This window comes from Kluyvera sichuanensis (genome assembly GCF_014218705.1).
GTDB lineage: Bacteria > Pseudomonadota > Gammaproteobacteria > Enterobacterales > Enterobacteriaceae > Kluyvera > Kluyvera sichuanensis.
In genome coordinates, this window is sequence record NZ_JABBJF010000023.1 from 1 (window position 1) to 13,084 (window position 13,084).

The window sequence follows — 13,084 nt, forward strand, 5'->3', positions numbered from 1 at the left end:
GTATCTTCGAGTGCCCACACAGATTGTCTGATAAATTGTTAAAGAGCAGTGCAACACGGCTTTCGCTCACTGTTGCGAGGTGGCGTATATTACGCCTTCCTCTTTCAGAGTCAAGCGTTTAATTTCGCTTTTCTCTGTCAAGATTCTCAGGAGAATCTCGCTGACCCGGCGGCTTGTTTGCCGTTGTTCCGTCTCAGTGGGGCCGCATTATAGGGAGTTAATTCAGGCTGACAAGAGGAAAAATGCATTTTTCTTTCAACCGCTCACCTTTTCGCCTTTTTGCCGCTTATTTCTGCTTCTTGATAGCTGCAGGCAGGTCTGCAAGGCTATTAATCACCCAATCCGCGGCTTTTTCCGCTTCTTCGGTGACAGGTTTCCCCGTACGCACCAGCACTTTAGTACCCACGTTCGCCGCAGTAGCTGCCTGCATGTCTTCTACTTTGTCACCGACCATATAAGAAGAAGCCATATCAATGTGCAGAAACTCCTGCGCTGATTTGAACATTCCCGGATGCGGTTTACGGCAATCACACACCTGGCGGTACTCTTCTACGGTTCCCTGCGGGTGATGCGGGCAATAGTAGATGCCGTCGAGATCGACACCGCGGTCTGCGAGAGACCAGTCCATCCATTCCGTCAGCGTTTCAAACTGTGCTTCGGTAAACTTCCCGCGAGCAATACCAGACTGGTTAGTGACCAGCACCAGCGCATAGCCCATCTCTTTTAATGCGCGCATGGCGTCGATAACGCCATCAATAAACTCAAATTCATCGATTTCATGAACGTAGCCATGATCGACATTAATCGTGCCATCACGATCGAGAAAAATAGCGGGTACAGACTTTGCCACCGTGTTGCTCCTGAATAAGGCATGTATTCTTAGTATCGCATGTTTCGACAGGCAAGAAAGCGTCGATCGCATAAATCAGATTGATTTAGCCGTCTAGATGCCTTAACATCCGTTTTGTTGACGGTCATCGCCCGTCTCTGGCAGAAGAAAATGCCACGGATAACTCCTAACCGATAATAAATAATCTAATGATTAAACTTTCGAATATCACCAAGGTGTTCCAGCAGGGCCACCGCACCATTCAGGCGCTGAACAACGTTAGCCTGCACGTGCCTGCGGGACAAATTTATGGCGTCATTGGCGCATCCGGTGCAGGTAAAAGTACGCTGATTCGCTGCGTCAACCTGCTTGAACGCCCGACTGAAGGCAGCGTTCAGGTTGGCGGCCAGGAACTTACCGCACTGTCCGAAGCGGCGCTGACCAAAGCGCGTCGCCAGATTGGCATGATCTTCCAGCACTTTAACCTGCTCTCTTCACGCACGGTGTTTGGCAACGTTGCGCTGCCGCTGGAACTCGATAACACGCCTAAAGATGAAGTAAAACGTCGCGTCACTGAGCTGCTGGACCTCGTCGGTCTGGGCGACAAGCATGATAGCTACCCGGCGAACCTGTCCGGTGGGCAAAAACAGCGCGTGGCGATTGCCCGTGCGCTGGCCAGCAACCCGAAGGTTCTGCTGTGTGATGAAGCCACCAGCGCGCTGGATCCGGCAACCACTCGCTCCATCCTCGAGCTGCTGAAAGACATTAACCGTCGCCTGGGCCTGACGATTCTGCTCATCACCCACGAAATGGATGTGGTAAAGCGCATCTGCGACTGTGTAGCGGTTATCAGCAACGGCGAGCTTATTGAGCAGGATACGGTGAGCGAAGTCTTCTCTCATCCGAAGACCCCGCTGGCACAGCAGTTTATTCAGTCCACGCTGCATCTGGATATTCCAGAAGATTACCAGGCGCGTCTGAAAGAAGCGCAGACTGCCGATAGCGTACCGATGCTGCGCATGGAGTTTACCGGCCATTCGGTAGATGCTCCGCTGCTGTCGGAAACCACACGTCGCTTTAACGTGAACAACAACATTATTAGCGCGCAGATGGATTACGCGGGCGGCGTGAAGTTCGGCATTATGCTGACGGAGATGCACGGCACGCCTGAAGATACGCAAGCAGCCATCGCCTGGCTGCAGCAACACCATGTAAAAGTAGAGGTACTGGGTTATGTCTGAGGCCATGATGTGGTTACTGGCGCGCGGCGTCTGGGAAACGCTGGCGATGACATTCGTGTCGGGCTTTTTCGGTTTCGTGATTGGTCTGCCGGTCGGCGTGCTTTTATATACCACGCGTCCGGGGCAAATCATTGAGAATGGCAAGCTCTACCGCATTCTCTCTGCGCTGGTGAATATCTTCCGTTCCATCCCGTTCATTATCCTGCTGGTATGGATGATTCCATTTACCCGCATTATTGTCGGTACCTCTATCGGCCTGCAGGCCGCGATCGTTCCGCTAACGGTCGGTGCGGCACCGTTTATTGCACGTATGGTAGAAAACGCCCTGCTGGAAATCCCGACCGGGCTGATTGAAGCTTCCCGCGCAATGGGCGCCACACCGATGCAGATCGTGCGTAAAGTCCTGCTGCCAGAAGCGCTGCCAGGCCTGGTGAACGCGGCAACCATCACGCTGATTACGCTGGTTGGCTACTCCGCGATGGGCGGTGCCGTCGGTGCCGGCGGTCTGGGCCAGATTGGCTATCAGTATGGCTACATTGGATATAATGCTGTAGTGATGAATACAGTACTGGTATTGCTGGTCGTTCTGGTTTATTTAATTCAAGTATCTGGCGATCGTATCGTTCGGGCAGTCACTCATAAATAGCGTTACACACAACACAACTCAAAGTTTAAGGATATAAGCATGGCGTTCAATTTTAAAACCTTTGCGGCAGTTGGAGCCCTGATTGGTTCTCTGGCACTTGTTGGTTGCGGCCAGGACGAGAAAGATCCAAACCACATTAAAGTCGGCGTGATCGTCGGTGCAGAACAGCAGGTTGCTGAAGTTGCGCAGAAAGTCGCGAAAGAAAAATATGGCCTGGACGTTGAGCTGGTTACCTTCAACGATTACGTTCTGCCAAACGAAGCGCTGAGCAAAGGCGACATCGACGCCAACGCCTTCCAGCACAAACCATACCTGGATCAGCAGATCAAAGACCGTGGCTACAAACTGGTTTCCGTTGGTAATACCTTCGTTTACCCAATTGCAGGCTACTCCAAGAAAATCAAATCTCTGGATGAACTGCAGCCGGGCTCCCAGATTGCAGTGCCAAACGACCCGACTAACCTCGGCCGCTCCCTGCTGCTGCTGCAGCAAGTGGGCCTGATCAAACTGAAAGATGACGTGGGTCTGCTGCCAACCGCGCTGGATATCACTGAGAACCCGAAAAACCTGAAGATTGTTGAGCTGGAAGCACCACAGCTGCCACGTTCCCTGGACGATGCGCAAATTGCTCTGGCCGTTATCAACACCACTTACGCCAGCCAGATCAACCTGACCCCGGCGAAAGACGGTATCTTCGTTGAAGGTAAAGACTCTCCGTACGTGAACCTGATCGTGACCCGCGAAGATAACAAAGACGCTGAAAACGTGAAGAAATTCGTTCAGGCTTACCAGTCTGACGAAGTGTACGAAGCAGCGAACAAAATCTTTAACGGCGGCGCTGTTAAAGGCTGGTAATCGCATTACCGCTAAGCAGTATCTTTCAAGACGGGCGCATGCCCGTCTTGTCATTTATGCAAGCACCTGATTCAATAGCCCCTCTGGTCTACCCTTTATAGAGGAATTACTATGCGTGCTTTACCGGTCTGTTTATTAGCGCTCCTGTTAGGTGGCTGTTCCATGCTAAACAGATCTCCTGTTGAACCTATTCAAAGCACTGCGACCCCCGCAAAAACGGAGACCGCGAAACCTAAAGCGCCCCGCGCTACGCCGGTGAGAATTATCACCAACGCTGAAGATCTGGTCGGTAAACCATTCCGCGATCTGGGCGAAGTCTCCGGTGATTCATGCCAGGCCACTAATCAGGATTCACCACCGAATATTCCAACTGCACGCAAACGCATGCAGATTAACGCCTCTAAAATGAAAGCCAATGCGGTGCTGCTGCACAGCTGCGAAGTCACCAGCGGTGCGCCTGGCTGCTACCGTCAGGCAGTATGCGTCGGTTCAGCCCTTAACGTCAGCGCACAATGAGCCCATTCGTTTTTGAACAAATAGGCGTTATCCGTTCTCCTTATAAAGAGAAGTTTGCCGTACCTCGCCAGCCGGGGCTGGTCAAAAGCTGCAGCGGTGAGCTGCACCTGCTGCCCCCCTACAACCAGGCCGATGCCGTACGCGGCCTGGAAGCGTTCAGCCATCTGTGGGTGCTGTTCGTTTTCCATCAGACGATGGAAGGCGGCTGGCGCCCCACGGTACGACCGCCTCGCCTCGGCGGAAATGCACGGATGGGTGTATTCGCCACCCGCTCAACCTTCCGTCCGAACCCTATCGGAATGTCGCTGGTTGAGCTGCGCGGCGTTCGCTGCCAGAAAGAACACGTGATTCTTGAACTCGGCGGGCTCGATTTAGTGGACGGTACACCGGTAGTCGATATTAAACCCTACCTGCCGTTCGCCGAGTCGCTTCCTGACGCGCGCGCCAGCTACGCTCAGGATGCGCCGCAGGCCGATGTTGAGGTCACTTTCAGCGATGAGATTGCCCAGCAGCTTATCGGTCTGGAAAAACGCTATCCGCATTTACGTCGTTTTATTGCCGAAGTGCTGGCCCAGGACCCGCGTCCGGCCTATCGTAAGAACGAGGAAGAGGGAAAAACCTACGCCGTCTGGCTGCTGGACTTTAACGTCCGCTGGCGCGTAACACCGTCAGGATTTGAGGTCTTTGCCCTGGAAGCCCGGTAATTTCTCCGCGCTCTCTTTTGACATCCCTTTCTCGCTGGTAAACTAAATCACTTTTGTTTTTGTGCCAGGCTCGACTTGAGCCTGTTCGATCGTTCAACTGGAACCGTAACAACATGCGTACTAGCCAATACCTGCTCTCCACTCTGAAGGAGACACCTGCCGACGCCGAGGTTATCAGCCACCAGCTGATGCTGCGCGCCGGGATGATCCGCAAGCTGGCCTCCGGGTTATACACCTGGCTGCCGACCGGCGTGCGCGTCCTGAAAAAAGTCGAAAACATCGTGCGTGAAGAGATGAACAACGCCGGTGCGATCGAGGTGTTAATGCCGGTAGTTCAGCCTTCTGAACTGTGGGAAGAGAGCGGCCGTTGGGAACAGTACGGCCCGGAACTTCTGCGTATTGCAGACCGTGGCGATCGTTCATTCGTACTGGGTCCAACCCACGAAGAAGTTATCACCGACCTGATTCGTAACGAGCTGAGCTCTTACAAACAGCTGCCGCTGAACTTCTATCAGATCCAGACCAAATTCCGTGACGAAGTGCGTCCACGTTTCGGCGTGATGCGTTCCCGCGAGTTCCTGATGAAAGATGCTTACTCTTTCCATACCTCTCAGGAATCCCTGCAGGAAACCTACGACGCGATGTATGCGGCCTACAGCAAGATCTTCAGCCGTATGGGTCTGGATTTCCGTGCAGTACAGGCTGATACCGGTTCTATCGGCGGCAGCGCTTCCCACGAATTCCAGGTGCTGGCGCAGAGCGGCGAAGACGATGTGATCTTCTCTGACTCTTCCGACTTCGCGGCAAACATCGAGTTTGCTGAAGCCGTGGCACCGAAAGAGCCTCGCGCAGCGGCTACCCAGGAAATGACCCTGGTTGATACGCCAAACGCGAAAACCATCGCCGAGCTGGTTGAGCAGTTCAATCTGCCAATCGAGAAAACCGTGAAAACCCTGCTGGTGAAAGCGGTAGAAGGCAGTAAGTCCCCGCTGGTTGCCCTGCTGGTTCGCGGCGATCATGAACTGAACGAAGTGAAAGCGGAAAAACTGCCACAGGTAGCCAGCCCGCTGACCTTCGCCACAGAAGAAGAGATTCGTGCACTGGTGAAAGCCGGTCCTGGCTCTCTCGGCCCAATCAACATGCCAATTCCGGTCATTATCGACCGTACCGTTGCCGTGATGAGCGATTTCGCAGCCGGCGCTAACATCGACGGTAAACACTACTTCGGTATCAACTGGGATCGCGACGTGGCGACGCCAGAAGTGGCTGATATTCGTAACGTGGTTGCCGGTGACCCAAGCCCAGACGGTAAAGGTACGCTGCTGATTAAACGTGGTATCGAAGTGGGCCACATCTTCCAGTTGGGTACCAAGTACTCCGAAGCGATGAAAGCCTCCGTACAGGGCGAAGACGGCCGTAACCAGACCCTGACCATGGGCTGCTACGGTATCGGTGTGACTCGTGTGGTTGCCGCTGCTATTGAGCAGAACTTTGACGACCGCGGCATCGTATGGCCAGACGCCATTGCGCCGTTCCAGGTTGCCATTCTGCCAATGAACATGCACAAGTCCTACCGCGTTCAGGAGCTGGCTGAGAAGCTGTACGCTGAGCTGCGCGCGCAGGGTATCGAAGTGCTGATGGACGACCGTAAAGAGCGTCCAGGCGTGATGTTCGCCGATATGGAGCTGATCGGTATTCCTCATACCATCGTGCTGGGCGACCGTAACCTCGACAACGACGATATCGAATACAAATACCGTCGTAACGGCGAGAAGCAGCTGATTAAAACCGGCGACATCGTGGATTACCTGGTGAAAGCCATTAAGGGCTAATCCGCTCGATGCCTTCCCGGCGTCGGCGTTACCGCCTCGTCCTGGCGACAAAAAAGCCTCGCATTTGCGAGGCTTTTTATTTGTGCTTATCCCGGTCTATAAATACCGTTATTTCGCGCTGGTACAGTCTTTACCCGGGGCAAACGTCCCGGCTTTGTCGGTCGCCAGCGTTTTCACCATCGCACCGGTATCAGGATTCGGTTCAACGGTAAAGTGCCCTTCGACCACCAGCAGAATCGGCTTGCTGTCGCTACCCTGTGCGGCGGCGTAATCACGTTCCAGCTGCGCGTTATTGGCTACCGCCACGCGCTGCCCCGTAGCGCAGTCGGTGAAGGTGGCCGCATCGGCCATATAGAAGTACATTCCGCGCATCGCCATCGGCGTGGTTGGCAGGCTAGCTTTCACCGGTTCCAGCGTGTAGTTAAGCTTTGACTCGATCGGATTACCTTCGCGGTCAAGCATCTCCAGCTTTTCGCCCTTCGCGCGATAGTAAGACTTCTCGCCTTCGCTGTCGGTCAGCACCAGCTTATCGGCGGTGCGCGCCCAGGTACCGTAGGAGCCAAATGATGACGGCTCGCGGCTCACGCCCTGGTAGCGTTCGTTCATCACCCAGGTACCGTCCTTCTCGAGGAACAGCGAGGTTTCAATGCCTTCGCAATCAGCGCAAGGGATCACCCCGCGCCAGCTTTGCTGCATCGGCGTCAACTCTGCCGCCTGAGTCGGTTTCAGGGTCTTCACTTCCGAATGATTGCATCCGAAAAGCCCAAACAGCATCCCCGTAGCCGCAATGGCCAATATCGCTTTTTTCACCCTCAATTCCTTATTCTTATTACATCCACGTCCGGCTTAATAGCGAACTTTACCGCGCAAGTTTTTTACTGAAGACTTTTGCGCTTTCGACGTTAGCCGCCGCTCCTTCGATGCCCGGGTTGGGCGTGTTGGTCGTCGGCTTTTTTGTTCTGCGGTCAGCGTCTGGATAACCGAAACCAGGCGAGCGATCGCCGCTTCACGGTTCATTTCCTGACTGCGGTACTCCTGCGCCTTAATAATAATCACACCATCGGCAGAAATTAAGTGGTGGCTGGCTTCGAGCAGGCGCTCTTTATAATACTCTGGCAGGCTGGAGGCCCGGATGTCAAAACGCAGGTGAATTGCCGTTGAGGTCTTATTCACGTGCTGACCGCCAGCTCCCTGCGCCCGGATGGCGGTAATCGTCAACTCCGTGTCCGGAATACTCACCTGCCGGGAGATAACAATCATGCCGGCAGTTGCCACGGCGTCAGATGAATTTCCAGATTATTCTGAGCGTCAGAAAGCCAGATCGCGCCTTCCTGAATCGTCGCCTGTAGCGTCATAGTACGCTCGGCAAAGGCACTCAGCTTCGCCAGCTGTTCGTCGTCGAGGTACCAGATCGTCAGGTTTTTAAAGCCCGCCATCTTGTTCTGGTTCTGCTGCCACCAGATTTCCGCAGCACGACTATTGTAGGTGAACAACGCCACCTCCTGAGACAAACTGCAGGCTTTTTTAATCCGACGATCGTCCGGCAGACCCAGTTCAATCCACAGATCGATGCCAAGGTGATCGTTACGTAACCACACTTCCGGCTCGTCTTCAGAAGAGAGCCCACGGGTAAACTGCAGACGTTCATTCGCGTACTTAATCCACGCCAGCAGGCGCAGCATCATGCGCTCCTGGGTTTCGGAAGGATGGCGAGCCAGCGTTAACGACGCGTCCAGAAACTGGTTGCGGTCGAGATCCGCGACATTCACCACCGCTTTATAAATTGTTGCTTTCAGCGCCATGACTTCACTCCTGCGAAAAATGGGGGTCATTGTAGCGAAATCAGGGCCAAAAGGCTGTCCTGAATTGCATCCGCCGTCACTCATCCCGCTGATAATGCTTAAATGAGTATGATATAGTCACCTTGCTAAACAGAGATTATCTTCATAGGCTTATTGAAGCGCAGACAGGAGGGCACGTGGGCAACTATTGTGAGTTGATTCGTCAACGCTACGCAGAGATTGCGAGCGGTGATTTGGGGTATATCCCGGATGCGCTAGGTTGTGTACTGAAAGTGTTGAACGATGTTGCGGCGGATAATGCCATTTCCGAATCAATCAGGGAAAAAGCCGCGTATGCGGCGGCAAACTTACTGGTGAGCGATTATGTCGATGAATGATACTTATCAACCCATCAATTGTGATGACTATGACAATCTTGAGCTCGCCTGCCAGCACCACCTCGTCCTGTCACTGGAGCTGAAAGACGGCGAAGTGCTGCAAGCCAAGGCTCATGATCTTTTATCGCGTAAAAACGTGGAATATCTGGTCGTCGATAGCGCGGGTGAACTGCGCGAACTGCGCCTCGACCGTATTACCAGCTTCAGCCACCCCGAAATCGGGACCGTGGTCGTTAGCGAATCATGATTCAATCACGGGCGGCGTCGCTGCCCGTTTTATCCCACCTCAGCGCAATGCCCTCACCTGCTTCACACGCCCCGTCGACCGTCACAAAGCCACCGGCAGCCGCAATAAGCGTTTCACCATAAAACAACAACGGCGTGGTATCGCGCAGCCAGGGCGGCACGCCCAGTTCCTGCCAGATTTTCTTTAGCTTACGGCCGCCATGACGCCCGACAATATGCAGCATCCCAGGCGCTTTAAACCGCACGGAAACCGGTTCATCTGCCTGCGGTGGGCGAATATCGCCTCCGGCGATGCAGTGCAGTTCACCGAGTTCCCCCGGCAGCGCCAGCGGCATTGTTCGGTCAGCCCATTCCAGCACCGATTCCGTTTGCCCCTCAAGCGCCTTCACCCACCACAGCTGCTGCTGATAGCGGCGAATCTCGAAGTTGCCCAGACGCAGGCAAGGCGTCGCGTCTTCCCGCGCCAGCGCTACCTCCTGCCATACCCGCGCGAGCATCTCACGCGAAGGCATCGGCGCACCGTGCCACGCCAGCCAGCGGCGCAAAATCGCCGCCCGTTTTGGCGCGCTCATTGCCATCATCGGTTCGATGGTCAACGTCCCGGCATCCGTACGCAGCCGTGCAAGCTCATCCGCCAGCAGTTCATCAAGCAACTGTTCCTGTTCACCGCAGAGCGCCGCGCTTCTGGCCGCCGCTTCGGCAAAGTGGGGCCAGCGGCCATTGAGTAACGGCAGGACGCGTAGACGCAGGAAATTGCGGTCATAGGCGTCGTCCTGATTGCTCTCGTCTTCAATCCACCTCAGCGCATGCGTCTGCGCCCAGTGCAGCAACGCCGCACGGGTTTCATGTAACAGCGGACGAATTAACTGCGTGTCACCAAACGCGGCATGCGTTGGCATCGCCGAAAGTCCGGCGGGCCCGCTGCCGCGTTTAAGCGCTAACAACAGGGTTTCACTTTGATCGTCCAGATGCTGTGCGGTGACCAACACTTCGCCCGGCATAAGCACCTCACGAAACGCCTGATAGCGCGCGGTTCTGGCTTCCGCTTCCAGGCCAATGCCACTCTGCGCCAGTTTCACCCGCTCCACCAGCAGCGGCACCTGCCATTGCGCGCAGACCTGCTGACAGTGTTTTACCCAGCTATCGGCGTTCTGGCTAATACCGTGGTGAATATGGATCGCGCGCAGCGATACCGTTGGCTCCTGCCGTCGCCAGCAGACCAATTGGTGCAACAGCACCGTTGAGTCGAGGCCACCGCTGAACGCCACCAGAAACTGGCGGTGCGGTGAGAGACGTTGCGCGATCGAAGATGATGTCATGGCGGTGTCGTAATGGGAGATATAGCCCGGCACGTTACCGAGCCGGGCGCTCAGTGGCAAGCCTTACTGCTGGTAGAGCTCCAGCGGCAGACCGTCTGGATCATTGAAAAAGGTAAAACGCTTATCGGTAAACGGGTCGATACGGATCTCTTCACAAGCCACGCCGTGCGCCTCAAGGTGCGCCACCGCCGCATCAATGTCATCGACGCTAAACGCCAGATGACGCAGACCGCAGGCTTCCGGACGGCTTGGACGCGCTGGCGGAAACGGGAAGGAGAACAGCTCAATCACATACTGACCGTTTAGCGCCAGGTCGCCTTTCCATGAATCACGCGCTTCCCGATAGGCTTCGCTTTGCAGCGTAAAGCCCAGAATGTCGCAGTAAAAGGACTTACTCTTAGCGTAATCGGCCGCAATAATGGCAATGTGATGAATCTGTTTTAATCCCAGCATTGTTTGTCTCCGTTAACCGTTTATCAGCACGTTACTCGTGCAGGCCGTTATCACGCAACCCCTCAATGGTTTTTTAGGACTCTCACACGGTAGACGCCATTTTCATCGCGTTTTGCACCGTGAATATCGGTTTCAAAGCCCGGATAATGTCGCCCAACGGAGCAGAGCATCAGCAGGAAATCGAGCACCGAACGGCTCTCTTCGGTGATCATCTCACCCGGCATCAGCAGCGGAACACCCGGCGGGTACGGCAGGATCATATTGGCCGAAATACGCCCGACCAGATCTTCCAGCGCCACCATTTCCACCTCGCCTTTGATCTGTTTCTGCCACGCCCGATGCGGCGTGAGCTTCATCTCCGGCAGCACGTCAAAGGCACGCAGCATCAAGCGCGGGAGATCGTGCTGGCGAATCAGGCGGTGGATCCCCTGCGCCAGATCCTGAATACGCATATTGCGATAGAAGTCCGGATCTTCGGCGTAGAGATCCGGCAGCATATTTTTGACCCGCAGGTTAAGATCGTAGGCGCGCTTAAACTCGGTGAGCCCACGCAGCAGCCCCATCGCGCGAGTTTTATCGATCCCAATGCTAAATAAGAACAGCAGGTTGTACGGCCCGGTTTTTTCCACCACTACGCCGTGCTCATCGAGGTATTTCGCCACCAGCGCGGCGGGGATCCCTTCGTCGCTCATATTGCCTTGTTCATCCATCCCTGGCGTCAGGATCGTCACCTTCACCGGGTCGAGGAACATATGATCGGCGTCAGCATCGCTAAAGCCGTGCCATTCTTCACCAGGTGACACCGGCCAGCATTCTGCTTCGTCGATGGCTTCCGGCTGCCAGATATCAAAGAACCAGCTGTCCGACTCTTCGCGCAGGCGCTGAACCTCTTTACGAAAATGCAGCGCGCGTTCCACCGAGCGGTTGATCAGTCGTTTACCGGGGTTACCGCGCAGCATGGCCGCCGCCGTCTCTATCGAGGCAACGATCGGGTAGCTTGGCGAGGTGGAGGTGTGCATCATGAAGGCTTCGTTGAAGGTGTCTTCGTCGTAGTCACCCTTAATGTGGATTAAAGAAGCCTGCGACAGCGCCGCCAGCATCTTGTGCGTGGACTGGGTTTCGAAGAAAACCTTGCCCGGCACCCGCTCGCCGCTCATGCCGCTTTTGCCCTGATAGATCGGGTGGAAATGGGTATAGGGCACCCAGGCCGAGTCGAAGTGAATCGACGGTACATCCAGCGTCTGTTTAATCCAGTTGGTGTTATACAGCAGGCCGTCGTAGGTGGAGTTAGTGATCACCGCGTGCACCGGCCACTCGGCGCCATCGGTGCTGTTCACCTTCTGCTGCAGGCTGTCGCGGGTAAACTCGCGCTTCGGAATGCCGCCAAGGATCCCCAGCGCATTGCGCGTCGGCTTCAGCCATAGCGGCACAACGTCGTTCATCATCAGCAGATGTGCCAGCGACTTATGGCAGTTGCGGTCAATCAGCAGCGTACTGCCGCTCGGTGCGGCGTACATACCGACGATTTTGTTCGAGGTTGAAGTGCCGTTGGTCACCATGTAGCTCTGCTCGGCGCCAAAGGTGCGGGCGATATACTCTTCGGCTTCAAGGTGCGGCCCGGTGTGATCCAGCAGTGAGCCCAGTTCGGTGACGGAAATCGACACGTCAGCCTTCAGGGTATTGGCACCGAAGAAATCATAGAACAGGCAGCCCACCGGGCTTTTCTGGTAGGCCGTCCCCCCCATATGCCCCGGCGTGCAGAAAGTGTATTTACCTTCCGTGACATAGGTAAACAGCGCTTTGGTGAACGGCGGCGTGATGTTATCGAGGTATTCGTCGGTGTACTGCCGAATGCGCGTGGCGATATCGTCGGCCTGACCCAGCGCATACTCAAAGAACCACAGTGCCATGCGCATGTCGTGCGCACTAACGTCCATCGTCGAGTGGTTATTGATAAAAGCGTAGAGCGGCAGATATTCATTAAGCTGATTAATCTCGCCGCAGAGATCGACGCTGTATTCGTCCCAGTCAAAAATCACCCCGCAGATACGCGGGTTGTGTTCGATAAACTTCAGCAGGTCGGCACTGTTCTGTGGCCAGATAATTTTGAAGCCTTGCGCCAGCAGCGCACCTTCCAGCTCCTTAATCGGTTCGTCTTTGTAGTAGACGCCGTGCGGGCCCATAATGGCGATAATATTCATGCGTTCCTCCTGGAAATCCTTTACCTATCATAGCGCAGGTAGAACGCAGACAATAAAAAAGGG

Annotated in this window: 15 protein-coding genes; 8 read left to right on the forward strand and 7 right to left on the reverse strand. The window is 54.9% G+C overall.

Features of this window, described 5'->3' with window-relative positions; all coding sequences use genetic code 11:
- Window positions 1–286 precede the first annotated feature (286 nt).
- On the reverse strand, window positions 287–850 hold the full coding sequence (gene gmhB / locus HII27_RS19295; protein ID WP_185669200.1) for a D-glycero-beta-D-manno-heptose 1,7-bisphosphate 7-phosphatase: 564 nt from the start codon (window positions 848–850) through the stop codon (window positions 287–289).
- Between the two features lie 188 nt (window positions 851–1,038).
- On the opposite strand from gmhB, the gene metN reads away from it, so the two are divergent.
- The 6 genes from metN (at window position 1,039) to proS (ending at window position 6,623) form a co-directional block, all read left to right on the forward strand.
- Window positions 1,039–2,070, forward strand: coding sequence for a methionine ABC transporter ATP-binding protein MetN (gene metN / locus HII27_RS19300; protein ID WP_185669201.1), 1,032 nt, complete (start codon window positions 1,039–1,041; stop codon window positions 2,068–2,070).
- Window positions 2,063–2,716 (forward strand): methionine ABC transporter permease MetI, encoded by a 654-nt coding sequence (locus tag HII27_RS19305; protein WP_185669202.1) that lies wholly within the window; start codon window positions 2,063–2,065, stop codon window positions 2,714–2,716. Before metN ends, HII27_RS19305 begins: the two co-directional genes overlap by 8 nt.
- 39 nt (window positions 2,717–2,755) lie before the next feature.
- A complete protein-coding gene (gene metQ / locus HII27_RS19310) occupies window positions 2,756–3,571 on the forward strand; it encodes a methionine ABC transporter substrate-binding lipoprotein MetQ (protein WP_035891986.1) in 816 nt (271 codons plus the stop codon).
- Window positions 3,572–3,682: 111 nt separating this feature from the next.
- Entirely contained in the window at window positions 3,683–4,087 is a 405-nt protein-coding gene (rcsF, locus tag HII27_RS19315) for an Rcs stress response system protein RcsF (protein WP_185669203.1), read from the forward strand.
- On the forward strand, window positions 4,084–4,791 hold the full coding sequence (tsaA, locus tag HII27_RS19320) for a tRNA (N6-threonylcarbamoyladenosine(37)-N6)-methyltransferase TrmO (RefSeq protein ID WP_185669204.1): 708 nt from the start codon (window positions 4,084–4,086) through the stop codon (window positions 4,789–4,791). The genes rcsF and tsaA overlap by 4 nt, the downstream gene beginning before the upstream one ends.
- A 113-nt stretch (window positions 4,792–4,904) precedes the next feature.
- On the forward strand, window positions 4,905–6,623 hold the full coding sequence (gene proS / locus HII27_RS19325) for a proline--tRNA ligase (protein WP_185669205.1): 1,719 nt from the start codon (window positions 4,905–4,907) through the stop codon (window positions 6,621–6,623).
- A 108-nt stretch (window positions 6,624–6,731) separates the two neighbouring features.
- Here the strand turns inward: proS and nlpE are convergent, their stop codons facing one another.
- The 3 genes from nlpE to HII27_RS19340 are packed head-to-tail and all read right to left on the reverse strand — an operon-like array spanning window position 6,732 to window position 8,425.
- Entirely contained in the window at window positions 6,732–7,433 is a 702-nt protein-coding gene (gene nlpE / locus HII27_RS19330) for an envelope stress response activation lipoprotein NlpE (protein ID WP_185669206.1), read from the reverse strand.
- Between the two features lie 36 nt (window positions 7,434–7,469).
- Window positions 7,470–7,883 (reverse strand): alternative ribosome rescue aminoacyl-tRNA hydrolase ArfB, encoded by a 414-nt coding sequence (arfB, locus tag HII27_RS19335; protein WP_185669207.1) that lies wholly within the window; start codon window positions 7,881–7,883, stop codon window positions 7,470–7,472.
- On the reverse strand, window positions 7,880–8,425 hold the full coding sequence (locus HII27_RS19340) for a YaeQ family protein (protein ID WP_185669208.1): 546 nt from the start codon (window positions 8,423–8,425) through the stop codon (window positions 7,880–7,882). The genes arfB and HII27_RS19340 overlap by 4 nt, the downstream gene beginning before the upstream one ends.
- 176 nt (window positions 8,426–8,601) lie before the next feature.
- On the opposite strand from HII27_RS19340, the gene HII27_RS19345 reads away from it, so the two are divergent.
- Window positions 8,602–8,802, forward strand: a complete 201-nt coding sequence (locus tag HII27_RS19345) for a YaeP family protein (RefSeq protein ID WP_035891979.1) — start codon at window positions 8,602–8,604, stop codon at window positions 8,800–8,802.
- Complete coding sequence (gene rof, locus HII27_RS19350) at window positions 8,789–9,049, forward strand: Rho-binding antiterminator (protein ID WP_035891978.1); 261 nt, start codon at window positions 8,789–8,791, stop codon at window positions 9,047–9,049. The genes HII27_RS19345 and rof overlap by 14 nt, the downstream gene beginning before the upstream one ends.
- 1 nt (window position 9,050) lies before the next feature.
- Here rof and tilS read toward each other — a convergent pair whose 3' ends face one another.
- From tilS to ldcC, 3 genes are all read right to left on the reverse strand, one after another.
- On the reverse strand, window positions 9,051–10,367 hold the full coding sequence (gene tilS, locus HII27_RS19355) for a tRNA lysidine(34) synthetase TilS (RefSeq protein ID WP_185669259.1): 1,317 nt from the start codon (window positions 10,365–10,367) through the stop codon (window positions 9,051–9,053).
- 63 nt (window positions 10,368–10,430) lie between these two features.
- Window positions 10,431–10,820 carry a VOC family protein gene (locus tag HII27_RS19360; protein ID WP_185669209.1) on the reverse strand — a complete coding sequence of 130 codons (390 nt, stop codon included), beginning with the start codon at window positions 10,818–10,820 and terminating at the stop codon, window positions 10,431–10,433.
- Window positions 10,821–10,882: 62 nt separating this feature from the next.
- Entirely contained in the window at window positions 10,883–13,021 is a 2,139-nt protein-coding gene (gene ldcC / locus HII27_RS19365) for a lysine decarboxylase LdcC (RefSeq protein ID WP_185669210.1), read from the reverse strand.
- Between the last annotated feature and the right edge of the window lie 63 nt (window positions 13,022–13,084).

Excerpts from the sequence above, each read along its gene's own strand:
- metN (WP_185669201.1), top strand. The coding sequence starts at position 1,039 with ATGATTAAACTTTCGAATATCACCAAGGTGTTCCAGCAGGGCCACCGC.
- HII27_RS19305 (WP_185669202.1), top strand. The coding sequence starts at position 2,063 with ATGTCTGAGGCCATGATGTGGTTACTGGCGCGCGGCGTCTGGGAAACG.
- metQ (WP_035891986.1), top strand. The coding sequence starts at position 2,756 with ATGGCGTTCAATTTTAAAACCTTTGCGGCAGTTGGAGCCCTGATTGGT.
- rcsF (WP_185669203.1), top strand. The coding sequence starts at position 3,683 with ATGCGTGCTTTACCGGTCTGTTTATTAGCGCTCCTGTTAGGTGGCTGT.
- tsaA (WP_185669204.1), top strand. The coding sequence starts at position 4,084 with ATGAGCCCATTCGTTTTTGAACAAATAGGCGTTATCCGTTCTCCTTAT.
- proS (WP_185669205.1), top strand. The coding sequence starts at position 4,905 with ATGCGTACTAGCCAATACCTGCTCTCCACTCTGAAGGAGACACCTGCC.
- arfB (WP_185669207.1), bottom strand. The coding sequence starts at position 7,883 with ATGATTGTTATCTCCCGGCAGGTGAGTATTCCGGACACGGAGTTGACG.
- HII27_RS19340 (WP_185669208.1), bottom strand. The coding sequence starts at position 8,425 with ATGGCGCTGAAAGCAACAATTTATAAAGCGGTGGTGAATGTCGCGGAT.
- rof (WP_035891978.1), top strand. The coding sequence starts at position 8,789 with ATGTCGATGAATGATACTTATCAACCCATCAATTGTGATGACTATGAC.
- tilS (WP_185669259.1), bottom strand. The coding sequence starts at position 10,367 with ATGACATCATCTTCGATCGCGCAACGTCTCTCACCGCACCGCCAGTTT.
- HII27_RS19360 (WP_185669209.1), bottom strand. The coding sequence starts at position 10,820 with ATGCTGGGATTAAAACAGATTCATCACATTGCCATTATTGCGGCCGAT.
- ldcC (WP_185669210.1), bottom strand. The coding sequence starts at position 13,021 with ATGAATATTATCGCCATTATGGGCCCGCACGGCGTCTACTACAAAGAC.